The organism is Limnohabitans sp., from assembly GCF_030158565.1.
Classification (GTDB): domain Bacteria; phylum Pseudomonadota; class Gammaproteobacteria; order Burkholderiales; family Burkholderiaceae_C; genus Limnohabitans_A.
Genome location: NZ_JAOASQ010000046.1, coordinates 115,187 through 139,246, shown reverse-complemented (window position 1 = coordinate 139,246; position 24,060 = coordinate 115,187). Strand labels below are relative to the sequence as shown.

At 61.0% G+C, this 24,060-nt stretch carries 25 protein-coding genes; 21 read left to right on the top strand and 4 right to left on the bottom strand.

Annotated elements, in window-relative coordinates:
* The first annotated feature begins 150 nt into the window (after nt 1-150).
* The 9 genes from mnmE (at nt 151) to Q1W40_RS10465 (ending at nt 8,748) form a co-directional block, all read left to right on the top strand.
* Complete coding sequence (gene mnmE, locus Q1W40_RS10505) at nt 151-1,563, top strand: tRNA uridine-5-carboxymethylaminomethyl(34) synthesis GTPase MnmE (protein ID WP_300711628.1); 1,413 nt, start codon at nt 151-153, stop codon at nt 1,561-1,563.
* Between the two features lie 470 nt (nt 1,564-2,033).
* On the top strand, nt 2,034-2,723 hold the full coding sequence (locus Q1W40_RS10500; RefSeq protein WP_300711626.1) for a GntR family transcriptional regulator: 690 nt from the start codon (nt 2,034-2,036) through the stop codon (nt 2,721-2,723).
* Nucleotides 2,724-2,754: 31 nt separating this feature from the next.
* Complete coding sequence (locus Q1W40_RS10495; protein ID WP_108323846.1) at nt 2,755-3,294, top strand: VOC family protein; 540 nt, start codon at nt 2,755-2,757, stop codon at nt 3,292-3,294.
* A gap of 34 nt (nt 3,295-3,328) precedes the next feature.
* Nucleotides 3,329-4,195 carry a fumarylacetoacetate hydrolase family protein gene (locus tag Q1W40_RS10490; protein ID WP_300711623.1) on the top strand — a complete coding sequence of 289 codons (867 nt, stop codon included), beginning with the start codon at nt 3,329-3,331 and terminating at the stop codon, nt 4,193-4,195.
* A 2-nt stretch (nt 4,196-4,197) separates the two neighbouring features.
* Nucleotides 4,198-5,193, top strand: a complete 996-nt coding sequence (locus Q1W40_RS10485) for a zinc-binding dehydrogenase (RefSeq protein ID WP_300711621.1) — start codon at nt 4,198-4,200, stop codon at nt 5,191-5,193.
* A 59-nt stretch (nt 5,194-5,252) separates the two neighbouring features.
* Entirely contained in the window at nt 5,253-6,221 is a 969-nt protein-coding gene (locus Q1W40_RS10480) for a tripartite tricarboxylate transporter substrate binding protein (RefSeq protein ID WP_300711619.1), read from the top strand.
* Between the two features lie 24 nt (nt 6,222-6,245).
* The gene (locus tag Q1W40_RS10475) at nt 6,246-6,824 is read left to right on the top strand and encodes an amino acid synthesis family protein (protein WP_300711617.1); all 579 of its coding nucleotides are present in this window, start codon (nt 6,246-6,248) and stop codon (nt 6,822-6,824) included.
* Between the two features lie 82 nt (nt 6,825-6,906).
* The gene (locus tag Q1W40_RS10470; RefSeq protein ID WP_300711616.1) at nt 6,907-7,914 is read left to right on the top strand and encodes a fatty acid desaturase family protein; all 1,008 of its coding nucleotides are present in this window, start codon (nt 6,907-6,909) and stop codon (nt 7,912-7,914) included.
* Between the two features lie 51 nt (nt 7,915-7,965).
* A complete protein-coding gene (locus Q1W40_RS10465) occupies nt 7,966-8,748 on the top strand; it encodes an SDR family NAD(P)-dependent oxidoreductase (RefSeq protein WP_300711614.1) in 783 nt (260 codons plus the stop codon).
* 23 nt (nt 8,749-8,771) lie between these two features.
* Here Q1W40_RS10465 and Q1W40_RS10460 read toward each other — a convergent pair whose 3' ends face one another.
* The gene (locus Q1W40_RS10460; protein ID WP_300711612.1) at nt 8,772-9,353 is read right to left on the bottom strand and encodes a LuxR C-terminal-related transcriptional regulator; all 582 of its coding nucleotides are present in this window, start codon (nt 9,351-9,353) and stop codon (nt 8,772-8,774) included.
* A 119-nt stretch (nt 9,354-9,472) separates the two neighbouring features.
* Here Q1W40_RS10460 and Q1W40_RS10455 point away from each other — a divergent pair, with 119 nt between their 5' ends.
* From Q1W40_RS10455 to Q1W40_RS10420, 8 genes are all read left to right on the top strand, one after another.
* Nucleotides 9,473-10,639: a thiolase domain-containing protein gene (locus Q1W40_RS10455; RefSeq protein ID WP_300711610.1), complete on the top strand. Its 1,167-nt coding sequence runs from the start codon at nt 9,473-9,475 to the stop codon at nt 10,637-10,639.
* Nucleotide 10,640: 1 nt separating this feature from the next.
* The gene (locus Q1W40_RS10450; RefSeq protein ID WP_300711608.1) at nt 10,641-12,173 is read left to right on the top strand and encodes an AMP-binding protein; all 1,533 of its coding nucleotides are present in this window, start codon (nt 10,641-10,643) and stop codon (nt 12,171-12,173) included.
* Nucleotides 12,170-12,952: a 3-hydroxybutyrate dehydrogenase gene (locus Q1W40_RS10445; RefSeq protein ID WP_300711606.1), complete on the top strand. Its 783-nt coding sequence runs from the start codon at nt 12,170-12,172 to the stop codon at nt 12,950-12,952. The genes Q1W40_RS10450 and Q1W40_RS10445 overlap by 4 nt, the downstream gene beginning before the upstream one ends.
* A gap of 127 nt (nt 12,953-13,079) precedes the next feature.
* Nucleotides 13,080-13,856, top strand: coding sequence for an ABC transporter ATP-binding protein (locus Q1W40_RS10440; protein ID WP_300711604.1), 777 nt, complete (start codon nt 13,080-13,082; stop codon nt 13,854-13,856).
* Nucleotides 13,849-14,559: an ABC transporter ATP-binding protein gene (locus Q1W40_RS10435; RefSeq protein WP_300711602.1), complete on the top strand. Its 711-nt coding sequence runs from the start codon at nt 13,849-13,851 to the stop codon at nt 14,557-14,559. The genes Q1W40_RS10440 and Q1W40_RS10435 overlap by 8 nt, the downstream gene beginning before the upstream one ends.
* 24 nt (nt 14,560-14,583) lie before the next feature.
* The gene (locus Q1W40_RS10430; RefSeq protein ID WP_300711601.1) at nt 14,584-15,798 is read left to right on the top strand and encodes an ABC transporter substrate-binding protein; all 1,215 of its coding nucleotides are present in this window, start codon (nt 14,584-14,586) and stop codon (nt 15,796-15,798) included.
* Between the two features lie 30 nt (nt 15,799-15,828).
* Nucleotides 15,829-16,716: a branched-chain amino acid ABC transporter permease gene (locus Q1W40_RS10425; RefSeq protein ID WP_300711664.1), complete on the top strand. Its 888-nt coding sequence runs from the start codon at nt 15,829-15,831 to the stop codon at nt 16,714-16,716.
* Between the two features lie 4 nt (nt 16,717-16,720).
* Complete coding sequence (locus Q1W40_RS10420) at nt 16,721-17,680, top strand: branched-chain amino acid ABC transporter permease (RefSeq protein ID WP_300711599.1); 960 nt, start codon at nt 16,721-16,723, stop codon at nt 17,678-17,680.
* Between the two features lie 76 nt (nt 17,681-17,756).
* On the opposite strand, the gene Q1W40_RS10415 is transcribed toward Q1W40_RS10420, so the two are convergent.
* The 3 genes from Q1W40_RS10415 to Q1W40_RS10405 form a co-directional block, all read right to left on the bottom strand.
* Entirely contained in the window at nt 17,757-18,293 is a 537-nt protein-coding gene (locus Q1W40_RS10415; protein WP_300711597.1) for a 2,4'-dihydroxyacetophenone dioxygenase family protein, read from the bottom strand.
* A gap of 85 nt (nt 18,294-18,378) precedes the next feature.
* Nucleotides 18,379-18,933: an adenine phosphoribosyltransferase gene (locus Q1W40_RS10410; protein ID WP_300711595.1), complete on the bottom strand. Its 555-nt coding sequence runs from the start codon at nt 18,931-18,933 to the stop codon at nt 18,379-18,381.
* A 4-nt stretch (nt 18,934-18,937) separates the two neighbouring features.
* Nucleotides 18,938-20,923 carry a monovalent cation:proton antiporter family protein gene (locus Q1W40_RS10405; RefSeq protein ID WP_300711593.1) on the bottom strand — a complete coding sequence of 662 codons (1,986 nt, stop codon included), beginning with the start codon at nt 20,921-20,923 and terminating at the stop codon, nt 18,938-18,940.
* A gap of 119 nt (nt 20,924-21,042) precedes the next feature.
* Between Q1W40_RS10405 and Q1W40_RS10400 the strand changes: the two genes are divergently transcribed.
* The 4 genes from Q1W40_RS10400 to Q1W40_RS10385 are packed head-to-tail and all read left to right on the top strand — an operon-like array spanning nt 21,043 to nt 23,993.
* Complete coding sequence (locus tag Q1W40_RS10400; RefSeq protein WP_300711591.1) at nt 21,043-22,020, top strand: KpsF/GutQ family sugar-phosphate isomerase; 978 nt, start codon at nt 21,043-21,045, stop codon at nt 22,018-22,020.
* Nucleotide 22,021: 1 nt separating this feature from the next.
* Nucleotides 22,022-22,600, top strand: a complete 579-nt coding sequence (locus tag Q1W40_RS10395) for an HAD hydrolase family protein (RefSeq protein ID WP_108323818.1) — start codon at nt 22,022-22,024, stop codon at nt 22,598-22,600.
* Nucleotides 22,597-23,199: an LPS export ABC transporter periplasmic protein LptC gene (lptC, locus tag Q1W40_RS10390; protein ID WP_233250033.1), complete on the top strand. Its 603-nt coding sequence runs from the start codon at nt 22,597-22,599 to the stop codon at nt 23,197-23,199. Before Q1W40_RS10395 ends, lptC begins: the two co-directional genes overlap by 4 nt.
* Before the next feature lie 8 nt (nt 23,200-23,207).
* Entirely contained in the window at nt 23,208-23,993 is a 786-nt protein-coding gene (locus tag Q1W40_RS10385; protein WP_300711586.1) for an SDR family oxidoreductase, read from the top strand.
* Nucleotides 23,994-24,060: the final 67 nt, after the last annotated feature.

Sequence of the window (24,060 nt, the reverse complement as noted above, 5' to 3'; positions counted from 1 at the left end):
TGATCCGGCATCCATGCCTGATTCATCATGGACCCCGGGTCAAGCCCGGGGTGACAAAAACTAGCCCGGGGTGACAAAAACTAGCCCGGGGTGACAAAAGCTAGCTCGGAGTGACAATTTCAGCGGCTTTGCCCTAAGCCCCATCGCACCATGCTCGCCCGCCATCAAGAACCCATCGTGGCCATTGCCACCGCCCCCGGCAGAGGGGCCGTGGGTATCGTGCGCGTGTCGGGTCGGCAGCTGTCCTCACTGATTCAGGCGCTGTGCGGGCGCAGCCTCAAACCACGCGAAGCGACTTACCTGCCCTTTGCCGATGCCGATGGCAGCCCGATCGACCACGGGCTGGCGCTGCACTTTGTGGCGCCGCATTCCTTCACCGGCGAGGACGTGCTGGAGCTGCAAGCACACGGTGGGCCGGTGGTGCTTCAGCTGCTGGTGGCGCGTTGCCTGCAGGCCGCAGCCGAAACCGACCCTGCCACCGGCCAGCCGCGTCTGGCGGGTTTGCGCGTGGCGCAGCCGGGTGAGTTTTCCGAGCGGGCCTTCTTGAACGACAAGATCGATCTGGCCCAGGCCGAGGCGATTGCCGATCTGATCGACGCCAGCACCGAAGCTGCGGCCCGCAGCGCCAGCCGTTCGCTGGCCGGTGACTTTTCCAAAGAGATCCACCAGCTGCGCGATGCGCTGATCCACCTGCGCATGCTGGTGGAGGCCACGCTGGATTTTCCGGAAGAAGAAATCGACTTTTTGCAAAAAGCCGATGCACAAGGCCAACTGAGCCGCCTGCAAGCCGCGCTGCAAACGGTGTTGGGCAAGGCCAAGCAAGGCGCGCTGCTGCGCGAGGGCATCAAGGTCGTGATTGCGGGCCAGCCCAACGCGGGCAAGAGTTCACTGCTCAACGCGCTGGCCGGGGCCGAACTGGCCATCGTCACGCCCATTGCGGGCACCACGCGCGATGTGGTGCAGCAAACCATCCAGATCGAAGGCGTGCCCTTGCATGTGATCGACACTGCTGGCCTGCGTGAAGGCGAGGGTGTGGACGAGGTCGAGCAAATCGGCATTGCCCGCGCCTGGGGACAGATTGAAGCCGCCGACGCGGTGCTGTTCTTGCACGACCTGACCCGCGTGGGCCAGGCCAACTACGACCAGGCCGATGCCGACATCGCCAGCGCGCTGCAAAGCCGCTTGCCTGCGGGCGTGACGGTGATTGACGTGTGGAACAAAGCCGATGCAGCTCAGTTATGGGGTGAACGCACAGGCCTGACCTTGTCGGCCCGCACCGGCGAAGGCCTGCAGGCCCTGCGCCAGCAACTCTTGCAGCAAGCGGGCTGGCAGCAAGCCAGCGAAGGCCTGTTCATCGCCCGCGAGCGCCATGTGCAGGCGCTGCACCGCGTGCGCGAGCATCTGGACATCGCCAACGCCCATCTGGCCGCACAGGCCCAAAACCTGGACCTGCTGGCCGAAGAGCTGCGCTTGGGGCAGAACGCCCTCAACGAGATCACCGGCGAGTTCAGCGCCGACGATTTGCTGGGTGTGATCTTCTCGAGTTTCTGCATCGGCAAATGAAGCGCTCCGCGCTTGTCGCAAGGCTCAAGGCTCAAGGCTCAAGGCTCAAGGCTCAAGGCTCAAGGCTCAAGGCTCTATGGCTCATGGCTCATGGCTCATGGCTCATGGCTCATGGCTCATGGCTCATGGCTCATGGCTCATGGCGTCGGCCAGATGATGGCGGAATCTCAGCGCACCCCCTGTTTCGTCATCCCGGGCGAAGACCCGGGATCCAGTCGTCAGCCTGACCTTTACAAACGCCTTCTGCGCGCATTGGCTCCCGGATCGAGTCCGGGATGACCGTTTTTAAGTTTGTGACGGCGGCTAGAAAGCCAGTCCCCGATGGCATCAATGACAGATGCAACCCCACATCTGCTGACTTAACAAGGCGGAATCCGCGACACCAGTTTGAAAAACGCTGACCCCGATGCCGCATCATCAGGGTTTGCGTGAATGCGCACAATTTATTTTTTATGCACAATTTTTCAATCATGCAAAATTCAGCAGCCACCTCCACTTTGTCCGAGCAGGCCTTTCAGGTCTTGCGTGGCGATGTCTTGTCGGGTCGCCATGCGCCTGAAAGCAAGCTCAAGGTCGACGCTTTGCAGCAGATGTATGGCTTCTCCAGCAGCCCCCTGCGCGAGGCCTTGAACCGTCTGGTGCAGGAGGGCCTGGTCAAAGCAGACGAGCGCCGGGGCTTTCGGGTCACGCCGATCTCGCCGTCTGATCTGGCCGACATCACCCGAATGCGTTTGATGCTGGACATCCCGGCCTTGACGGAATCCATCCAGGCCGGCGACGACGCATGGGAAGCACAGATCGTGGCTACCTTCCACCGCCTCGAAAAGATCGAATCCCGTCTGCCCCAAGGCCCCGTTGTGCTGGATGCCGAATGGAGCCAACGCCACCGCGACTTTCACATGGCCATGATTGCGGCTTGCCCATCTGATCGCCAACTGTCGTGGAGCATGAGCCTGTTCGACCAAGCCGAGCGCTACCGACACTTTGCGGCACGCCACCGCACGGTCTCGAAAAAGAAAGACGAAGAACACCGCACTTTGATGAAGGCCGTGCTTCGGCGCGACAGCGAGACCGCTGCCGTGATGCTGTCCGAGCACATTCGCAGCACACAAACCAATGTGATGGCGGCCTTTGCGCTGCAACAAAAACAAGGCGCCTGAGCCCTCACTTCACCCTCTGCAGGAGACACCCATGCTGAAAGTCAGTCAACCCACCCCCTCACATTTCGGCATCTACGTGACCGATGTCGAGAAGATGGTGCATTTCTACAAAACCGTTTTCGGACTGGTCGAAACGGACCGGGGCGTGGGCAAGACCTTCAAGGCGCCCTTGGTGTTTTTGAGCGCCAGTCCGCACCAACACCACCAGCTGGTCATCGCTGGCGGACGCCCAGCAGAGGCCACGTTCAGCACCGTGATGCAAATGTCTTTTGCGGTGCCCTCGATCCAATCCTTGCGCGAGTTGAAAGACAAAGCAGTGGCTCTGGGCGCCAGCAGAGTGCTGCCTTTGAACCACGGCAACGCCTTGTCGGTTTATTTCGCAGACCCGGAAGGCAACACCGTCGAGATTTACATCGACATGCCTTTCTACATTTCACAGCCGCACGGCGACCCACTGGATTTGAGCCAGGACGACGCCACCATCTTGCGCGAGACCGAGGCCATCTGCAGACAAGATCCGAGCTTCATGCCCATCGAGCAATGGCAAGCGAAATTCGCCAAGGCCCACTGAACACCTTCATTGAATCAATCTACAAGGACTTCCCATGAAACTGCTTTCCTTCATCCACCAAGGCCGCGAAACCTGGGGCGCAATGGTCGGCGCCGACGCCATCGTTGACCTGGGCAAAGCCCTGCCGCAGTACGCCACGCTGACCGACTACATTGCCTCGGGCGCTTACCTGAACGCCAAGCAAGATGTGGTCGGCAAAAGCGCCGACGTGAAACTGGCCGACATCACCTTCTTGCCGGTGATCCCCAAGCCCGAAAAAATCGTCTGCGCCGTGCGCAACTACATGGACCACCACCAGGAAGTGCTGGCCGCTGGCATGCACCGCGAGCTGTCCGAAGAGCCGCCCATCTTCTTGCGCGTTTGGCGCTCGCAAGTGGCGCACGGCCAGCCCATCATTTGCCCCAAGGTCTCGGGCTCGCTCGACTGGGAAGGCGAGCTGGCCGTGATCATCGGCAAAGAGGGTCGCAACATCGCCGAGGCCGATGCCTTTGACCATGTGGCGGGCTACTCTTGCTACAACGATGGCAGCATCCGCGAATGGCAATTCCACGCCAAGCAAATCGCTTCGGGCAAGAACTTTGAATCCACCGGCGGCTTTGGCCCCTGGATGGTCACGGCAGACGAAATCGCACCCAACCAAGAACTCAAGCTGATCACACGCCTGAACGGCGAAGTGGTGCAGTCGAGCCACACCGGCCACATGATTTTCTCGATCGCCAAACTGATCAGCTACGCTTCCACCATCTTCACCCTGGTGCCCGGCGATGTGATCGCCACCGGCACGCCTGCGGGTGTGGGCTGGAGCCGCAAGCCCGCCTGGTTCATGAAGCCGGGCGATGTGTGCGAGGTGGAGATCGAGGGCATCGGCACCTTGGTCAACCCGATCGCCGCCCAAGCCTGAACATGAAAGCCATCCAAGTCCAGGTGCCCGGCGGGCCAGAAAGCTTGCTGCTGGTGGATCTGCCCGATCCGCTGCCCAGCCCTGGACAGGTGCTCGTGAAAGCCCGGGCGATCGGCGTGGGGCGCCCCGATGTCTTGATCCGCAAAGGCACTTACAAATGGATGCCGCCGCTGCCCGCCATCCCCGGCGCAGAGCTGGCCGGTGTGGTCGACGCCGTGGGCGAAGGTGTGACGCAGTGGCAACTGGGCGACCGGGTGCTGGTGAGTGCCCGCGAGCTGGAACAAAGGGGCGGCTGCTATGCCGAGGCCATCGTGGTGGGGCAAGACGCGCCTTACCGCTTGCCCACCACCGTGGCCTTTGAAGACGCCGTCAGCCTGCCCAATTTGCAACTGGCCTTGGCCCTCATGCGCGTGGCAGGTCTTCCCCACACCCCAAAGCCGCATGTGCTGATCACGGGCGCTTCTGGCGGCGTGGCGGGCATGCTGTGCCAAGTGGCCAAACACCGGGGCTTCACCACCATCGGCACCAGCCGAAGCGCGGACAAAAACAGCTATGCACTTGGCCATGGTTTCGACCATGTGGTCTGCACCGGACAAGGCGATCTGAAGGCCCGAATTCAGGACATCACGCACGGCCGTGGCGTGGACCTGGTGTTGGACCACCTGGGTGGCCAAAGCCTGATCGATGGCCTGCACAGCCTGGCACCGCTGGGCACCGTGGTGTCTTACAACATAGTTCAGGGCATGCCCACCGAAGACGTGTTTCAGGTGCTGCGCGATTTGCTGGGCAAAAGCCTGGCCGTGCGGTGTTTCTCGATGCACACCTTTGACGCAGACCCACTGGCCCGACGCGCACTGATGCACGAAGCCATTGAGCTGATGGCGAAGGCGCAGGTCAAGGCACCGGGACACCAAATTTTCAAACTCAGCGAGGTTCACCGAACCCATGAGTTGCTCGATCAGGGCATGGTCAGCGGCAAGCTGGTGATGCAGCCTTGAAGTTCGTGCATGCAAGCGTCCGTAGAGAAGCTGCATGTTTTATCCATCAGGAGACAAAAATGCTTCGTCGAAATTTACTCATCGCTTTGAGCGCAAGCGCGCTGATTCTGCCTTTCCAGGCTTTCGCTCAAACCTATCCTGAGCGTCCCATCAAGGTGCTGCAAGGCTTCGCTCCAGGCGGCAACGCCGATGCGATCGCCAGGGCCGTCAGCCAAGAGATGAGCAAAGGCCTGGCGCAGTCCATGGTGGTGGAAGCGCAGGCTGGGGCCGGTGGCACGATTGCGGCCACCACCGTGTCCAAAGCCAGACCGGATGGCTACACCTTGCTCTTGGCCACAGGTGGCCATGCCGTTGCGGGCGCGCTTTACAACAACCTGGCTTACCGCACGGTGCAAGATTTTGAAATGGTCAGCACCATCACCTATTTCCCGTTTTTGGTGGTGGTTCCGGCCAACAGCAAATTCCAGAATTTGACGGCCTTGCTGGCCACCGCCAAAGCCAATCCAACAGAAATCAGTTACGGCACTGCGGGCATCGGCTCGACCCATCACTTGGCAGGCGAGCTGTTGGCCAGCATGTCGAAAAACCAGTTGCTGCATGTGCCCTTCAGGGGCGACTCGGCCTCACTGACCGCCTTGCTCAGTGGCGAAATTCCGATGATCATTGCGCCACCCACTGCGGTGATGGCCAACATCAAATCCGGCAAACTGCGTGCGATTGCGACCACCGGACCGCAAAGGTGGCAAGGACTGCCGGATGTGCCCACGGTCGCAGAGCAAGGCGTGGCGGGCTATGACGTGCAGTCGTGGGCGGGCTTGATGGCCCCTGCAGGTACGCCGCGCGCCGTGATCGATCGTCTGAATGCCGAAGTGCAAAAAGCGATTGTGGTGCCTGCTGTCAAGACCCGACTGGAAGACATGGGTGGTGAAGTCCGTGGCAGCACACCCGAAGAAATGCGCACCCTGGTGGCAGGGCAAACCCAAAAATGGATCCAGGTCGTCAACGAAGCCAAAATTCCCAAGCAATAAATTCACCTGAACCAAGGACCCCGCATGTCATTGATTGAAATTCGCAAACGCAGCCTGACGATCGAAACCATTCACCACGAAGGGGGACCGGTCGCAGACACCCCTCTGAAGTTGGCCGCCGCCTGTGCGGTGATCAAGAACCCATACGCCGGACGTTACGAGCCTGACCTCATGCCCTTCATGGCCGAGCTGCGTTCACTGGGCACCTTGCTGGCGCAAGAGCTGGTGGACACGCTGGGCAAAGACAACGTCGAGGTCTACAGCAAAGCGGCCATCGTGGGCGTCAACGGCGAAATGGAGCACGGCGCCGTCTGGCACGAAGCGGGCGGTTGGGCCATGCGGGCGGTGCTGGGCGAACCCAAAGCGATGGTGCCGGCCAGCAAAGCGGTGGCCAGTGCGGGCTACCGTTTGATGGTGCCTTTGCATTACATCCACGCCAGCTACCTGCGCAGCCACTACAACAGCATGGAAGTGGGCATCCAGGATGCGCCTCGTCCCAACGAAATCTTGTTTGCTTTGGTCATGGGCACAGGTGGCCGTATCCACTCGCGACTGGGTGGTTTGACCAAGGACAAGGTCTCGGTTCACGACGGCCAACGTTGAGGCGAGCCTGGTCAACCGCCCTGACAGCGCCTGCGATCACAGGTCACTTCAGTGACTGATCAGGCAAAGGTTTCATCTCAAGATGATTCCTTTGCTTTTTTCATTGCTGTCCATGGTCACAAATGCACAGCCTGTGCTCAGCCCCGAACAAGACGCTTACCTGCGCGGCCGATCCGACTGTATGGGCGCTTACTTGGTCTTGCACGCTTGGGGCATGATCGCGCTGGCCATGGCGTTTTTCATCGCTTGGCCCAACCCTTTGAGCTTCCTCGTGGCCGTGGTGCTGATTGGCGGCAGGCAGCTGGGCCTGGCCATCCTGATGCACGACGCCGCGCACCGCGCCTTGTTCAAGACCACTTGGCTCAACGACACCCTGGGCGCCTTTTTGTGCGGCTGGCCCGTGGGCGCAAGCCTCACGCTGTACCGCCCCTACCACCTGAGCCACCACCGCCACACGCAGCAAAAGGAAGACCCCGACCTGATTTTGTCGGCTCCGTTTCCGATCAGCAAAACCAGCTTCTGGCGCAAGATGCGGCGCGACATTCTGGGCGTGACGGGTTACCAGCGGCGCATGGAATTTTTTCGCATGGAAATGGGCGATGACCCGAGCCGTCTGCAGCGCTGGAAGAATCTGTTTCAGGCCGAAAAATATTTCGCGTTGACCAACCTGACCATCTTCGCCATCACCGCCGCCGCAGGCGTGTGGTGGGCTTACTTTGCGCTGTGGTTGCTGCCCTTGCTGACTTGGTACCAGGTGATCAGCCGCATCCGCAACATCGCCGAGCACGCGGTGGTGGGCAACAACGATGACCGCTTGCGCAACACCCGGACCACGCTCACGAATTGGGGCATGCGCATGGTGTTGGCACCTTACTGGGTGAACTACCACCTGGAGCACCACCTGTTTGTGTTCACGCCTTGCTGGAAGCTGCCCGCTGCGCACCGCATGCTGATTGAGCAGGGCTTTGGGCCACGCATGGAGTTGGCCCCGGGTTATCTGGCCGTGCTGCGCAAAGCGGTGTCCAAACCGAACGACGATGCCCACCACGGCACGCCAGGCCATGCACGCAAAAAAGCACAACTCATCTGACGCGCAACAGCTGATACCCCTGCTGTGCACCCTCCATTCAAAGGATTGAACATGGCACACCGTCTTGACCAACAAGTGGCCATCGTCACCGGTGCCAGCCGTGGCATCGGTCGTGCGATTGCCGAGGCCTATGCCGCCGAAGGCGCCAGCCTGTGCCTGGTGGCCACCGACACCTATCGCTTGAACGAGGTCAAGGATGCGCTGGGCCTGCCCGATGACCGCATCATGACCGTGGGCCTGAACGTGACCGACCGCGACGCTTGCTTTGCGGCGGTAGAACAGGTCGAACAGCGTTTTGGCCGTGTGGATGTGTTGGTCAACAACGCGGGGGTGTACCGCGCCAAGCCCTTCATGGACTATGTGCCGCAAGACTTTCAGGACATGCTCGATGTGAACCTGTTTGGCGTGCTGCATTTCACGCAGGCGTGCTTGCCGGGCATGCAGGCGCGCCAGCATGGCCGCATCATCAACATGGCATCCACCGCTGGCAAATGGGGCTCGCGCAACCAAAGCGCCTACAACGTGAGCAAGCACGCGGTGGTGGGGCTGACGCGGTGCCTGGCACTGGAAGCGAGCCCCTACAAAGTCACGGTCAACGCGATTTGCCCCGGTTTCATCCAGACCGACATGGTCGAAGAGCTCAAGGCGCAAGTGGCCAAGAGCTCGGGCATCAGCGGAGAGGACATGGTCAAGGCTGCGCTGGCGCGCGTGCCGTTGGGGCGCGTGCTGGAGCCCGACGAGATTGCCAACTTGGCGGTCTACCTCGGCTCTCAAGAATCACGCGGCATGACGGGACAATCGATCTTGCTCGATGGCGGCATGCTCATGGTGTAAGCCACGGCCACCAGCCGACGTTCTCACGCAGGCAGACCACCGATCCGGGACATCAGCTCTGCCGCGTTGCGTGCCCCGAAATGTGCGCGCAAGCTGGCGCGCAATTTTTCGACTGTGCGCGGGCTCAAGCCCAACTCGCGGGCTGAGTCTTTGGAGGTCTGACCCTTGGCCATGCCGGCCAGCACTTCGCGTTCGCGCGGGGTCAGTCGTTCGGCATCACTGACGGCTGACAAGGGCTCAAACACCCACGAGGCGCTTTCAAATGGGTTGGTCAAATCGGCCGTGCGCCCGTGCACACGCACCCAGATCAACGAGCCATCGCGTCGACGCATCAAGCGCTCATCCTGGTATTGCCCTTCTTGCGCCATGACGTGCCAGCCACGCTGACCGATGCGCTCGAACTCGTCCTGGCTGGGGTAGAGCATGGCCAGACTGGCACCTTGCATGTCGTCAATTTCGTGACCAAACATGTGGGCAAACGCGGTGTTGCACAACATGATCTGGCGCTGTGATGACAGCATCAAACCCAGCGGACTGAGGGTGGCCAATTCACCCCAAAGGGTTGACAGGTCTGCCAACTTGGCAGCAGGAGTAGTTTTACGCAAGGGTTAGCCCGGGAGTGTTTTGACGACTGCACAAAGGATGATTCCAATCCTAATATAGCCGCATCTGCACAGCCTGCTGTGCACACCCAAACCCTCCGAAAATGGATTTGAGAGACCGCATGAACGTTGATCTGATTGGCTATGCACACACCCCGTTTGGCAAATTGCCCGGGGCCGAAGTGGAGGCCTTGATGCGCGAGGTCGCCAGCACCGCCGTCACCGACGCCCAGTTGGAGGCCAACGAAATTGACGCCGTGGTGGTGGGGCATTTCAATCCCGGCTTTGTCAAGCAAGGCTTCACCGCAGGTCTGAGCGGCGGTTTGCTGCCGGGGCTGCAGATGGTGCCTGCGGTGCGTGTGGAAAATGCGTGTGCCACAGGCAGCGCGGCCATTCACCATGCGCAGGCCCTGATCGCTTCAGGCCAGGCGCGCCATGTGCTGGCCATCGGGGTGGAGGTCATGTCGGCCTTGCCCACACGTGAAGTGGGGCAGGCCTTGCTGCAAGCCTGTTACGTGAAAGAAGAAATAGAGACGCCTGCCGGGTTTGCCGGCATGTTTGCCAAACTGGCCGATGCGTATGCCGAACGCCATGGTGATCCGCACCCGGCCATGGCCCGGATTGCCGCCAAGAACCACGCCAACGGCCTGCACAACCCGCTGGCCCAGTTGCACCTGGATGTGGACGCCGCTTTCTGCGACACCGAATCCGACAAGAACCCCCGAGTGGTTGGCCGCCTGCTGCGCAGCGACTGCTCACCCGTGTCCGATGGCGCAGCGGCCGTGGTACTGAGCGCCGCCGATGCCCATCAGCGGCATGACAACGCAGTGCGCCTGCGGGCCACGGCGCAAGCCACCGACCTGATGCCCTTGTCGCACCGCGACATGAGCGAATTGGCGGGCACCCGCACCGCTTGGCAACGGCTGATGGCCAAAGCGGGCATCACACTCCAGGATTTGGATTTGCTGGAAACACACGACTGCTTCACGATTGCCGAGCTGATGCAGTACGAAGCCATTGGCCTGTGCGCACCCGGGCAGGGCGCGCGTGCGCTGGAAGAAGGCTGGGTCATGCCTGGCGGGCGATTGCCCGTCAACCTGTCGGGCGGCCTCAAGTCCAAAGGCCATCCGGTGGGGGCCACGGGCGTGTCGATGCATGTGATGGCGGCTTGGCAACTGCTGGGCCGCTGGCGCAGCGCGCCCTTGCCACGTGCACGCTTGGCCGCTGTGCTCAACATGGGTGGTGCAGGCGTGGTGACTTGCGGCTCGGTGCTGGAAAGGCTCAACTGACATGAACATCGCCCTTTGGCTGGCGCGCAGCGCCGAGCGTTACCCCGCGCAAGCGGCCATCGCGCATGGCACCGAGGTCTGGTGCGACTACGCCGAGTTCGCCCGACGCGCCGCTCGCACGGCCAGTTGGCTGCAAGCCCAAGGCGTGCAGCCTGGCGACCGCGTGGTGCTGTTCCTGTACAACGCGCCCGAATACTTGCCCTTGATGTGGGGCATCTGGTGGGCCGGTGCGGTGGCTGTACCGGTCAATGCCAAGCTGCACGAACGCGAAGCGGCCTGGATCGCCCAACACAGCGAAGCGCGCATCGCTTTTTGCGACAGCGAACGGGCCACGGGTCTGACACAAGCCCTGCGCGATCTGGGCGCTGCATGCGCTGTGCAGACCGACACCACCTTCATGCTGCAAGCACAAGGCGCACAGCTGCCTTTGCAAGAGCGCCAAGACGACGACCCAGCCTGGTTGTTTTACACCAGCGGCACCACAGGCCGCCCCAAGGGCGTGGTGCTGTGTGCCCGCCAGCTGCGCGGCTGCGCGCTGGCTTATCTGGCCTCGGTGCAGTCGGTGGCGCGTGGTGACACCATGTTGCACCCCGCACCGCTGTCCCACGGCGGCGGCATGTACCACCTGCCTTATGTGCTGAATGCCGGGCTGAACGTGGTGCCGCGCTCCGACGGTTTTGACCCGCATGAGGCCCTGAGCTTGGCCGCGCACTGGAAGCAGGCTTCTTTTTTTGCAGCGCCCACCATGGTGCGGCGGCTGGTGGATGCGGCGCGCAGCTTGCCCAAACCACCACAGGGCCTGGCCACCATCGTCTATGGCGGCGGCCCCATGTACCTGGCCGACATCGAAGAGGCCTTGCAAGTGATCGGCCCGCACTTTGCGCAAATTTACGGCCAGGGCGAATGCCCGATGACCATCAGCGTGCTGCCCAAGACCGATGTGCTGGACGCCACCCACCCGCGTTACCGTGAGCGCCTGGCATCGGTCGGGCATGCGCAGGCCATGGTCGAAGTGAAGATTGCTGATGAATCCGGTGCGAGCTTGCCTGTGGGTGACGTGGGCGAAATCTGCGTGCGCAGCGAGTTGGTCATGGCAGGCTATTGGCGCGACCCTGAGGCCACGGCCAAAGCAATTCGCAACAGCTGGTTGCAAACGGGCGATGTGGGACGACTGGATGCTGACGGCTACCTCACCTTGCTCGACCGCTCCAAGGACATGGTGATCAGCGGTGGCACCAACATTTACCCGCGTGAAGTCGAAGAAGCGCTGCTCACGCACCCGCAGGTGGCCGAGGTGTCGGTGATTGGCCGCCCCGACCCCGAGTGGGGCGAGGTGGTGGTGGCCTTTGTGGTGTGCCGCCAGTCTTTGACCGTGGCCGATTTGGACGCGCACTGCCTCGACCAGGTGGCGCGCTTCAAGCGGCCCAAGCATTACCACTTTGTCCAAGCTTTGCCCAAAAACAATTACGGCAAGGTGCTGAAAACCGAACTGCGCGCCCTCGATGCGCAAAGCCTGATAGGAAACACCCCATGAACGCCACACATTGCGCCCTGGTCACCGGAGCCACGCAAGGCATTGGCCTGGCCATTGCCACCCGCCTGGCCGAAGCTGGGCATGACGTCGTACTGCACGGCATTGAGCCTCTGCCCGAAGGCCAGGCGGTGGCGCAGGCCCTGGCACAGCGCACCGGAAGGCAAACCGCGTATGTACAAGCCGATCTGCGTGACCCACAAGCAGCCAGCGACCTGTTTGCGCAGGCCACAAAGGCACTGCGCAGCCCGGACATCCTGGTCAACAACGCAGGTATTCAATACACCTGCCCGGTGGAAGATTTTCCGAACGAACGCTGGGATGCGATTTTGGCCGTGAACCTGAGCGCGGCCTTCATGACCATGCGCTCGGCCGTGCCCGCCATGCGCGCACAAGGCTGGGGCCGCATCGTCAACATCGCGTCGGTGCATGGGCTGGTGGCGTCGGTCAACAAGACCGCCTATCTGGCGGCCAAGCACGGCTTGGTGGGCATGTCCAAAGGTGTGGCGCTGGAAACCGCCACCGATGGCATCACCGTCAACTGCATCTGCCCCGGGTGGACCGACACGCCGATCATCGCGCCCCAAATTGAGTCGCGAGCCTTGGCATTGGGCGGCGACCGGGAAGCGGGCATCCGCGAGTTGTTGCGTGAGAAGCAGCCCAACCAGACCCTGCTGCCACCTGGACGCATCGGGGATGTGGCGGTGTTTTTGTGCAGCGATGCAGCCGCCGGCATCACGGGCGTGGCCTTGCCGGTCGATGGCGGCTGGACCGCGCAGTGACACGCTCATGACAGACACCAATGAGACAACCCCCGGGATAACCATGACCTGAAACTGACAACACGGCTCCAGAATGAAAGGAGTTGTCGAGTTTGAAACAGTCGCCGAAAGAAACCGAGCCCTCCAGATGTCCAGCAACACCATTCTTGAGACCCGAGAACTCATCAAAGAGTTCAAGGGCTTTGTCGCCGTCAATGGCGTGAACCTGAGCGTGCAGCGCGGTCAGATTCATGCGCTGATTGGGCCCAACGGCGCAGGCAAGACCACAGTCTTCAACCTGTTGACCAAGTTCCTGATCCCCACACGCGGTCAGATCCTGTTCAATGGCCACGACATCACGGGCGAAAAACCCTCACAAGTGGCGCGTCGGGGCATCGTGCGTTCGTTCCAGATTTCGGCCACATTCCCCAACCTCACGGTGATGGAAAACGTGCGCATCGGATTGCAGCGGGCCACCGGCACCTCGATGCACTTTTGGCGCTCCGAGCGCAGCTTGAACAAGCTCAACGACCAGGCCATGGCGCTGCTGGACCAAGTCGATTTAGGCAGCATGGCCGACCTGACGGCGGTCGAGCTGCCTTACGGCCGCAAGCGCGCACTGGAGATCGCCACCACGCTGGCCATGGACCCCGAATTGATGCTGCTGGATGAACCCACTCAGGGCATGGGCCACGAAGACGTGGACCGTGTGACGCAGCTGATCAAAAAAGTCGGTGCCAACCGCACCATCTTGATGGTGGAGCACAACATGAATGTGGTGTCCAAAATTGCAGACACCATCAGTGTCTTGCAACGTGGACAAGTGATCGCAGAAGGACCTTACGCCGTGGTTTCGCAAAACCCCCAAGTGCTGGAAGCCTATATGGGCACCACCGACAACCAGCTGGAGGGGGCCCATGGCTGAGTCCAAAGAATTCCTGCGCATCAGCAACCTGCAAGCCTGGTACGGCGAGTCGCACATCCTGCACGGGGTGGATCTCACCGTGAACGAAGGCGAAGTCGTCACGCTGCTGGGGCGCAACGGCGCGGGTCGCACCACCACCGTGAAATCCATCCTGGGTCTGGTGGGACGCCGCACCGGCTCCATCACCATCAAGGGCCAAGAGACCGTGAACTGGGCACCGCACCAGATCGCCAAACTCGGCTTGGGTTATTGCCCGGAGGAGCGCGGTATTTTTTCGGCGCTGACTTGCGAAGAAAACCTCTTACTGCCCCCCGTGATTGCCCCCAACGGCATGTCGGTCGAAGAAATTTACGACATGTTTCCCAACCTGAAAGAGCGCCGCAACAGCCCGGGTACCCGCCTGTCGGGCGGCGAGCAGCAAATGCTGGCTGTGGGTCGCATCTTGCGCACTGGCGCGCGCTTTTTGTTGCTGGACGAGATTTCCGAAGGCCTGGCGCCCGTCATCGTGCAGGCCCTGGCCCGCATGATCACGGCCCTCAAGGCCAAGGGTTTCACCATCATCATGGTGGAGCAGAACTTCCGGTTTGCCGCGCCCTTGGCCGACCGGTTTTATGTGATGGAACATGGTCAGATGGTGGAAACCTTCAGCTCGCAAGAGCTGTCCTCCAAGATGGGCATGTTGAACGAGTACTTGGGCGTCTGATTTTTTCTAACTGGAGACAACACGATGAAACGTAAACTTCTTTCCCTCGCTGCCTTGGCCGCCTGCGCATTTGCTGGCGGTGCACAAGCCCAAATCTCTGACGGCATCGTCAAGATCGGTGTGCTCAACGACATGTCGGGCCTGTACTCCGACATCACCGGTCCCGGCTCGGTCACCGCCGCCAAAATGGCCGTGGAAGACTACATCAAGGCCACGGGCAGCAAGCTCAAGGTCGAGGTGGTGGGCGCTGACCACCAGAACAAACCCGACGTCGGCTCCAACGTGGCGCGCCAGTGGTTTGACACGGACAAGGTGGACATGATTGCCGACGTGCCCACGTCGTCAGTGGGTCTGGCCGTGGCCAAAATTGCCAGCGACAAGGGCAAGCTGCACGTCAACTCCGGCTCGGCCACTGCTGACCTGTCGGGCAAGGCTTGCAATGCCAACACCATCCACTGGGCTTATGACACCTGGATGCTGGCCAACGGCACCGGCAAAGCCATTGTCAAAAGCGGTGGCAACACCTGGTTCTTCCTGACCGCTGACTACGCTTTCGGCCACGCCCTGGAGCGTGACACCGAAGCCGTGGTGACCAAGAACGGCGGCAAGGTGGTCGGCAAGGTGCGCACACCCTTCCCAACCCAAGACTTCTCTTCGTTCTTGCTGCAGGCACAAGCTTCCAAAGCCAAGATCATTGGCCTGGCCAACGCAGGCGGTGACACCACCAACTCCATCAAGCAAGCGGCTGAGTTCGGCATCACCAAGGGCGGCCAGAACCTGGCAGGTCTGTTGGTGTTCCTGCCCGACGTGCACTCGCTGGGCCTGAACATCGCGCAAGGCCTGATGCTGACCGAGACCTTCTACTGGGACCTGAACGACCAGACCCGTGCGTTTTCCAAGCGTTTCGCAGCTGACCGTGGCGGCAAGATGCCTTCGATGGTGCAAGCCGGTGTTTACTCCAGCGTGATCCACTACCTGAAGGCCGTGGACGCCGCCAAGACCGATGACGGCACCAAAGTCGCCGCCAAGATGAAAGAGCTGCCGACCGACGACCCCTTGTTCGGCAAAGGCTCGGTCCGCCCTGATGGCCGCAAGATCCACCCCGCCTACCTGTTTGAAGTCAAAAAGCCTGCCGAGTCCAAAGGCCCTTACGACTACTACAAGCTGGTGGCCACGATCCCCGCCAACGAGGCATTCCGCCCCTTGGCTGAGAGCGAGTGCCCTCTGGTCAAGAAGTAATCACACCCCTTTGTTCAAGCAAGTCGAATCATCATGGAAATCTTTGGCATACCCTCGCAAGCCCTGTTCGGGCAATTGCTGATCGGGCTGATCAACGGCTCTTTTTACGCATTGCTCTCGCTGGGCCTGGCCGTGATTTTCGGCTTGCTGAACATCATCAACTTCACCCACGGCGCTCAGTACATGCTGGGCGCCTTTGTGGCTTATCTGTCTCTCACCAAGCTGGGCATCAACTACTGGGTGTCGCTCATCGTGACACCCATTTTGGTGGGTGCCACCGGCATGCTGATTGAGCGCACCATGCTCAAACAGCTGTACAAGCTGGACCATTTGTATGGCCTGTTGCTCACTTTCGGTCTGGCCTTGATCATTCAGGGCTTGTTCCGACACGAATTCGGATCTTCGGGCATGCCTTATCCGGTGCCCGAAGTGTTCCAGGGAGCCTTCAACACCGGCTTCATGTTTTTGCCCAAATACCGCGCCTGGGTCATCGTGGCCTCGCTGGTGGTGTGCTTGACCACCTGGTACGTGATCGAGCGGACCAAACTCGGCGCCTATTTGCGCGCCGCCACCGAAAACCCCAGCCTGGTGCAGGCCTTCGGCATCAACGTGCCACGCATGATCACCCTGACCTATGGCTTCGGCGTGGGCCTGGCCGCTTTTGCAGGCGTGATGGCCGCGCCCATTTATCAGGTCAACCCGACCATGGGCGCCGACATCATCATCGTGGTGTTTGCGGTGGTGGTGATTGGCGGCATGGGCTCCATCATGGGGGCCATCCTGACCGGTTTTGGCCTGGGCCTGATCGAAGGCCTGGTCAAGGTGTTCTACCCGGAAGCTTCCAGCACGGTGATTTTCATCATCATGACCATCGTTCTTTTGATCAAGCCTGCCGGGCTGTTCGGCACCCAGAAGTAAGACCATGACCACTGTCTCGACCCCCTCACGCAAGACCCCGTCGTTCACCCACCAGTGGGTGGCCTTTGCCATCATGGTGCTGGTACTGGTCATTGCCCCGATCTGGGTGTACCCCATCTTTCTGATGAAGGTCATGTGCTTTGCCTTGTTTGCATGCGCCTTCAACCTGCTGATCGGTTTTGGCGGCCTGCTCTCGTTTGGCCACGCCATGTTTTTGGGCACAGCAGGTTATGCCGCGGCCCACGCCGCCAAAGTCTGGGGCTGGAACCCCGAATTGGCGGTGGTGTTTGCCACGGCTTGCTCAGGGCTGCTGGCCTTGGTGACCGGCATGCTGGCCATTCGCCGACAAGGCATTTACTTTGCCATGATCACCTTGGCGTTTTCGCAAATGGTGTTCTTCTTTTACCTGCAAACGCCCTTCACGGGCGGTGAAGACGGCATCCAGTCGGTGCCACGCGGCAAGCTGTTTGGCGTGTTCGACTTGTCTGACAACTCGGCCATGTACATGTTTGTGCTGGCGATTTTTCTGGCAGGTTTTGCCTTGATCTGGCGCATCATTTATTCGCCCTTTGGCCAAATCCTCAAGGCCATCCGCGAAAACCAGGACCGCGCCATTTCACTGGGTTACGACACCGACATGTTCAAGCTGATTGCCTTTGTGATCTCGGGCGCATTGGCCGGCACCGCCGGGGCCACCAAGTCGCTGGTGTTCCAGTTGGCCTCGCTGACCGACGTGCATTGGTCCATGTCGGGTGAGGTGGTCTTGATGACCCTGCTGGGCGGCCTGGGCACTTTGTTTGGCCCCGTGGTGGGCGCAGCGGTGATCGTGAGCATGCAAAACTACCTGGCGCAATTCGGGGCCTGGGTGACCATCATTCAGGGCGTGATCTTTGTGGTCTGCGTGCTGGCGTTCCGTCGGGGCATCATTGGCGAGATTGCCAACTGGATCAAGAAGCCGCTGTGATGCCGCTTCACTGAGCTGCGGCTCAACAACAAAAAACCGCTCTATGGAGCGGTTTTTTTGTAGGCAACGGAGACCTTCAACGCATGAATTGCTTCACGTAATCCGCCCCCAAACCCACCGCCTCAAAGTGGGCGCGGTACTTCTCGATACGGGTGAATACATCGTCATAGCCCGTGGCATTGCCTTGCGTATCCACGTACATCAAGGCGCCATGCACCGTGAACATGGTCACCATGTCCTGGCAATCGTCGGGCACCACCAGGGTATGGGTTTCACCTGGTGGCTCAAACACATAGCTGCCTTCTTCGGCCACCCAATCGTGCTCCAGGTACAACCATTTACCGCGCAACACATGGGCATGCACCATGCCGGAATGCCGGTGGCGCTGCAGCAGGCCCGAGCGCTTGACTTTGAGCAAGTGCACATAAAAACCACCCGTCACGTTCAAGTGCAGCGGGCGTGACCAAATGCCTGGGGCCACCGGGGCCCACAGGCGTTCGTCTTCGGTTTGCACGTCGTGCACCACCATGTCGGGGGCCATGCCCCAGGGTTGGGGTTTGGCGTAGGGGACACGGTCGTCGACAAGCGCTGCGGGCGTATGGGGTGCGTTCATGGCAATAGGGGCAAAGAGCTGAAAAGACCAGCTTAAAACGTGCTGACCCAGTTGTCAGCGTCTTGCGCGACAGCCGCGCCAGCGCTCAATGCCCAGCGAACGACACCAAGGTGAACAATTTCAGGCCCGAAGCCAGGATGCGTTCAGAGCCGCCCAGCTCGGGCAAGTCGACGATGGCCGCGCCTTCGAGCACCGTCGCGCCCAATTTCTCCAGCAGCTTCTTGCCCGCCATCATGGTGCCGCCGGTGGCGATCAAATCATCGATCAACAACACACGCTGGCCGGGTTTGACGGCATCGGTGTGCAGCTCCACCGTGGCGCTGCCGTATTCGAGTTCGTAGGTTTCTTCCACCGTGGTGAAGGGCAGCTTGCCCTTCTTGCGGATCGGCACAAAACCCAAGCCCAGCTCGTAGGCCACCACCGAGCCCAGAATGAAGCCACGTGCATCCAGTCCGGCCACCACATCGGGCCGCAAGGCCGGGTCCATGTAGCGGTGCACAAAGGCATCGATCAGCACACGAAAGACACGGGGGTCTTGCAAGAGCGGCGTGATGTCGCGGAACTGCACACCCGGCGTTGGCCAGTCGGGCACGGTGCGAATGTGGCTTTTCAAATAATCGTTGACGTTCAAATCGTGCATGGCTTCAGCCTCTTAATAATTTTTCTTCGGCCACGGCCAAGGTTTGCGATTTGCCTGACAAGACCAGGGTGTCGCCGTTTTGCAATTCGCTCTCATCTGTCACGGTTTCGGTCTGGCCGTTGGCCCTGCGCAAGCTCACCACCCGCACGCCCATGGCATGGAAGGCCAGGTCCTGCACCTGCTTGCCCAGCCAGGGCGAAGCCATGGGCAAGCCCACCGTGGTCAGGCGCTCGTGGTCGATTTCGTCCAGCGTGTCGTCATCGGCGCCGTGAAAGTAACCGCGCAAAAGGTTGTAGCGGGCATCGCGCTGGTCTTGAACCAGACGGATCACGCGCCGCATGGGCACACCCACCAGTGCCAGCGCATGGCTGGCCAGCATGAGCGAGCCCTCCAGGGCTTCGGGCACCACTTCGGTGGCCCCGGCCAGCTGCAGTTTTTCCAGGTCCAGATCGTCTTGCGTGCGCACGATCACGGGCACCTGCGGCGCATGGCTGTGGGCGTGGTCCAACACCTTCATGGCGGCAGGCACATCCAGATAGGTGATCACCACCGCACTGGCGCGGGCCAGACCAGCGGCCATGAGCGACTGCAATCGGCCTGCGTCGCCAAACACCACCGAGTCGCCCGCAGCGGCCGCCTGGCGGACACGGTCCGGGTCCAGGTCCAACGCCATGTAGGGGATGTTTTCTTTTTCGAGCATGCGGGCCAAGTTCTGGCCGCAGCGGCCATAGCCGCAGATGATCACATGCTTGCTGGTGTTGATCGACTTGCGGGCAATGGTGGTCATCTGCAAGGACTGCTGGAGCCATTCGCTGGCCACCAACTTCATGACGATGGTGTTGCTGTGCAGGATGATGAAGGGCGTGGCCAACATCGACAGCACCATGCTGGCCAACACCGGATTGAGCAAGGCGGGTGGAATCAACTGGTGCTGCGAGCCCAGGGTGAGCAGCACAAAACCGAACTCACCGGCTTGCGCCAAATACAAACCTGTGCGCAGGGCTACCCCTTGCGTGGCCCCGGTCAGCTTGGCCAACGCGGTCACCAACACCAGCTTGAAGAGCACCGGAAAAACGGTGAGCACCGCCACCAAGGGCCAACGCTCGATCACGATGTGCCAGTCCAACAGCATGCCAATGGTGATGAAGAAAAGCCCCAACAACACGTCGTGGAACGGCCGGATGTCCAACTCCACCTGGTGTTTGTATTCGGTCTCGGAGATCAGCATGCCGGCAATGAAAGCACCCAACGCCAAGCTCAAACCGGCCAGCTCTGTGATCCAGGCCAGCCCCAGCGTGACCAGCAAAAGGTTCAGCACAAACAGCTCTTCGCTTTTGCGCCTGGCCACCAAGGTGAGCCACCAGCGCATCACGCGTTGGCCACCCGTCATCAGCAAGGTGATCAGGACCGCGGCCTTGGCGCCTGCCGCGATCAAAGCACTGAACATCTCTTCAGCCGGTGCACCCAGCGCGGGAATCATCACAATCAGCGGCACCACCGCCAAATCTTGAAAGAGCAAAACACCCATCACGCGTTTGCCATGCTCGGATTCAAGCTCCAGCCGATCAGCGATCAACTTGACCACAATGGCCGTGCTGCTCATGGCCATGGCGCTGGACAGGGCCAGCGCGGTGTGCCATTCCATTTTCCAAAGGGTTGGCGCCAGGGTTGCGACGAACAAGGAGGCCAAGGTCACGATCACCAAGGTCAACACCACCTGCAGCAGACCCAGCCCGAACACATGTTTGCGCATCGAGCGCAGCTTGGGCAGGTTGAACTCCAGGCCAATGACAAACATCAGGAACACCACGCCGAACTCGGCCAAGTGCTTCACGCCTTCCGAGTTTTGCGCCAATGCCAGCGCATTCGGACCAATCACCACACCCACGGCCAGATAACCCAACATGGGCGGCAGCTTGAGCATGCGGCATGCCACCACGCCCAAAACGGCGGCCAGCAAATACAGCAGTGTCAATTCAAGAGCGCTCATGCTTGGATGGTACCAAGCCCGCGTGACAAATCCGTGTGTCGGCGCTCGGCGCGCAAGGTCTTTCAGCCCGGCGAAACGCAGCGACAACGCCCCGCCACGTCGACCGATAAAATGGCCCCATGCCCGCTCACAATGCACAAACCCTTCAGCTCGCCCGCGAGACCCTCGAGATCGAAGCCGCAGCGCTGCTGACCCTCAAAGACCGGCTCGATGAACGCTTCCTTCAAGCCGTGGACATGATGCTCGGCGTGCAGGGCCGCGTGGTGGTCACCGGCATGGGCAAGAGCGGACACATCGGCCGCAAGATCGCGGCCACACTCGCCTCCACCGGCACGCCCGCCATGTTTGTCCACCCGGGCGAAGCGAGCCACGGCGACCTGGGCATGATCAAAGCGGTGGATCTGGTGCTGGGCATCTCCAACAGTGGCGAGAGCGACGAACTGGTCGCCATCTTGCCGGTGCTCAAGCGCCAAGGCGTGCCCTTGATCGCCATGACCGGTGGCCTGAGCTCGTCACTGGCACGCCATGCCGACGTGGTGCTGGACACCTCGGTCGAAAAAGAAGCTTGCCCTCTGAACCTGGCCCCCACCGCCAGCACCACAGCGCAGCTGGCCATGGGCGATGCCCTGGCCGTGGCCCTGCTCGATGCACGCGGCTTCAAGCCCGAAGACTTTGCCCGCTCGCACCCCGGCGGCTCCTTGGGCCGCAAGCTGCTGACCCATGTGAGCGATGTGATGCGCCAAGGTGATGAAGTGCCCCGCGTGGGCCCGCAGGCCAGTTTCTCGGACCTGATGCGCGAGATGAGCCGCAAAGGCTTGGGCGCCTCATCGGTGGTCGATGCCGATGGCCGCGTGCTGGGCGTGTTCACCGACGGTGACTTGCGTCGCTTGATTGAAAAGGGAGACGACCTGCGCAGCCTCAAAGCCAGCGATGTCATGCACGCGCAGCCCCGCACGATCGCCGCCGAAGCGCTGGCCGTGGAAGCAGCCGAGATGATGGAGCTGCACCGCATCACCAGCATCCTGGTGGTGGACGATGCAGGCCGCCTGTGCGGTGCCATCAACACCAACGACCTGATGCGTGCGAAGGTGATCTGACATGCAGGCCTTGATCCCAGCCCTGAACTACGCACCCGAATTGTTGCTGCAGGCGCAGGGCATCCGTGTGGTTTTCTTCGACGTCGATGGCGTGCTGACCGACGGCGGTCTGTACTTTTCAGAATCTGGCGAAACGCTCAAACGCTTCAGCACCCTGGATGGCCAAGGCCTCAAGCTCTTGCAGCAAGCGGGCATCACGCCAGTGGTCATCACCGGTCGCGACTCGGCGCCGCTGCGCCTGCGCCTCAAAGCCCTGGGCATCACCCACGCCCGCTTTGGCACCGAAGACAAACGCCCTGCCGCCGAAGACTTCTTGAAAGACTTGGGCCTGAGCTGGTCACAAGCCGCCGCCATGGGCGATGACTGGCCCGACCTGCCCGTCATGCAACGCGTGGCTTTTGCTTGCTCGCCCGCCAACGGTCACGCACAAGCCAAGGCCATTGCCCACCACATCACCACAGAACGGGGTGGCGAAGGCGCAGCCCGTGCCTTGTGTGACCTGCTGCTGGTGGCCGGTGGCCATTACGCGAACTTGCTCGCGCAGGTGGGCGTGAACGCGCACAAGGGCGCCTCGGCATGAGGGCAATCGGCCTGTTTCGCCGAATGCTGGATCGGCTGTCCTTGTACCTGCCTCTGATCTTGATGGGATTTTTGGCGCTGGGCAGCTGGTGGCTGGTGCGCAGCATGCCGGCCATGGTCTATGCCGATGAAAACAAGCCCGCGCGTCAAGAGCCGGACTACCGACTGGAAAACTTCTCGGTCAAATCCTTTGACACCACGGGTCGCATGACACGCGAGGTGCTGGGTGACAAAGGCCGTCACTTTCCCAATGTGGACGAAATGCACATCGACCATGTACGCGTCTACTCCGAGAGCGAAACAGGTGTGAAAGTCCACGCCAAAGCCCAAGCGGGCATCGCCACGGGCGATGGTGAGCGCGTGACTTTGGTGGGCAATGCACAAGCCATTCGCTTGGCCGACGCCCAATCACCACGCACCGAATTGCGTGGCGAGCGCTTGGTGGCGCTGGCCAAACAAGATCGACTGCTGTCATCTGATCCGGTAGAAATCACCCGCGACAAAGACGTCTTCACCGCACTCACGCTGAACTTCGACAGCAGGAGCGGCATTTATCTGCTGGAAGGCCGCGTGCGCGGCGTGCTGGCGCCCAAACCCTGAAAGCACACATGAAACTGGTCTTCATCACTGGAGGGTCCAGTGGCATCGGCCAAGCGATGGCCACCGCTTATTTGCAGCAAGGCTGGCGCGTGGCGCTGGTGGCCAGGCGACTCGGTGCCCTGGAAACTTGGGCCACAGACATGTCTGCGCAACTGCGCTTGAGCCCGGATAGCATCAACGTCTATGGCGCCGATGTACAAAATCCGGACAGCATCATTTTGGCGGCCGAGCAATGCATGGCGCAAATGGGTGTGCCCGATGTGGTGATCGCCAATGCAGGCATCAGCCAAGGTGTGGACACCGCCGAGCGCGAAGATCTGGCCGTGATGCGCCAGGTGATGGACACCAATGTGCTGGGCATGGCAGCCACCTTTCACCCCTTCATTCGCGGTATGCAAGCGCGCGGCTCGGGCACCTTGGTCGGTATCGCCAGCGTGGCGGGCATTCGCGGTTTGCCCGGTCATGCGGCTTACTGCGCCAGCAAAGCCGCTGTGATCAGTTATTGCGAGAGTTTGCGCGGCGAGTTGCGCGCCAGCGGCGTTCAAGTCACCACCATCGCACCGGGTTATGTGGCGACACCGTTGACCGCGCGCAACCGCTACCCCATGCCTTTTTTGATGACCGCCCAAGACTTCGCCAGACAGGCTTTGCGCTGCATTGCACGCGGCACGAGCTACCAAGTCATCCCTCGGCCCATGGGTGTGGTGGCCAAGTTGCTGCGCCTTTTGCCCAATGCGGTGTTTGATCGCGTGCTCAAGGGCCAGCCCCGAAAACACAGGCACTCAGACAACTGAGACTGGCACGAGTGTCTGGGCATGCATCGGGCCCAGAAACAACAAAGCCCTGCAGTGCAGGGCCTTG

Excerpts from the sequence above, each read along its gene's own strand:
- Q1W40_RS10455 (WP_300711610.1), top strand. The coding sequence starts at position 9,473 with ATGAACGTTGATCTGATTGGCTATGCACACACCCCGTTTGGCAAATTG.
- Q1W40_RS10480 (WP_300711619.1), top strand. The coding sequence starts at position 5,253 with ATGCTTCGTCGAAATTTACTCATCGCTTTGAGCGCAAGCGCGCTGATT.
- Q1W40_RS10485 (WP_300711621.1), top strand. The coding sequence starts at position 4,198 with ATGAAAGCCATCCAAGTCCAGGTGCCCGGCGGGCCAGAAAGCTTGCTG.
- Q1W40_RS10440 (WP_300711604.1), top strand. The coding sequence starts at position 13,080 with ATGTCCAGCAACACCATTCTTGAGACCCGAGAACTCATCAAAGAGTTC.
- Q1W40_RS10385 (WP_300711586.1), top strand. The coding sequence starts at position 23,208 with ATGAAACTGGTCTTCATCACTGGAGGGTCCAGTGGCATCGGCCAAGCG.
- Q1W40_RS10445 (WP_300711606.1), top strand. The coding sequence starts at position 12,170 with ATGAACGCCACACATTGCGCCCTGGTCACCGGAGCCACGCAAGGCATT.
- Q1W40_RS10395 (WP_108323818.1), top strand. The coding sequence starts at position 22,022 with ATGCAGGCCTTGATCCCAGCCCTGAACTACGCACCCGAATTGTTGCTG.
- Q1W40_RS10495 (WP_108323846.1), top strand. The coding sequence starts at position 2,755 with ATGCTGAAAGTCAGTCAACCCACCCCCTCACATTTCGGCATCTACGTG.
- mnmE (WP_300711628.1), top strand. The coding sequence starts at position 151 with ATGCTCGCCCGCCATCAAGAACCCATCGTGGCCATTGCCACCGCCCCC.
- Q1W40_RS10435 (WP_300711602.1), top strand. The coding sequence starts at position 13,849 with ATGGCTGAGTCCAAAGAATTCCTGCGCATCAGCAACCTGCAAGCCTGG.
- Q1W40_RS10410 (WP_300711595.1), bottom strand. The coding sequence starts at position 18,933 with ATGCACGATTTGAACGTCAACGATTATTTGAAAAGCCACATTCGCACC.
- Q1W40_RS10450 (WP_300711608.1), top strand. The coding sequence starts at position 10,641 with ATGAACATCGCCCTTTGGCTGGCGCGCAGCGCCGAGCGTTACCCCGCG.
- Q1W40_RS10465 (WP_300711614.1), top strand. The coding sequence starts at position 7,966 with ATGGCACACCGTCTTGACCAACAAGTGGCCATCGTCACCGGTGCCAGC.
- Q1W40_RS10415 (WP_300711597.1), bottom strand. The coding sequence starts at position 18,293 with ATGAACGCACCCCATACGCCCGCAGCGCTTGTCGACGACCGTGTCCCC.
- Q1W40_RS10400 (WP_300711591.1), top strand. The coding sequence starts at position 21,043 with ATGCCCGCTCACAATGCACAAACCCTTCAGCTCGCCCGCGAGACCCTC.
- Q1W40_RS10430 (WP_300711601.1), top strand. The coding sequence starts at position 14,584 with ATGAAACGTAAACTTCTTTCCCTCGCTGCCTTGGCCGCCTGCGCATTT.
- Q1W40_RS10490 (WP_300711623.1), top strand. The coding sequence starts at position 3,329 with ATGAAACTGCTTTCCTTCATCCACCAAGGCCGCGAAACCTGGGGCGCA.
- Q1W40_RS10470 (WP_300711616.1), top strand. The coding sequence starts at position 6,907 with ATGATTCCTTTGCTTTTTTCATTGCTGTCCATGGTCACAAATGCACAG.
- Q1W40_RS10405 (WP_300711593.1), bottom strand. The coding sequence starts at position 20,923 with ATGAGCGCTCTTGAATTGACACTGCTGTATTTGCTGGCCGCCGTTTTG.
- Q1W40_RS10420 (WP_300711599.1), top strand. The coding sequence starts at position 16,721 with ATGACCACTGTCTCGACCCCCTCACGCAAGACCCCGTCGTTCACCCAC.
- Q1W40_RS10475 (WP_300711617.1), top strand. The coding sequence starts at position 6,246 with ATGTCATTGATTGAAATTCGCAAACGCAGCCTGACGATCGAAACCATT.
- Q1W40_RS10500 (WP_300711626.1), top strand. The coding sequence starts at position 2,034 with ATGCAAAATTCAGCAGCCACCTCCACTTTGTCCGAGCAGGCCTTTCAG.
- lptC (WP_233250033.1), top strand. The coding sequence starts at position 22,597 with ATGAGGGCAATCGGCCTGTTTCGCCGAATGCTGGATCGGCTGTCCTTG.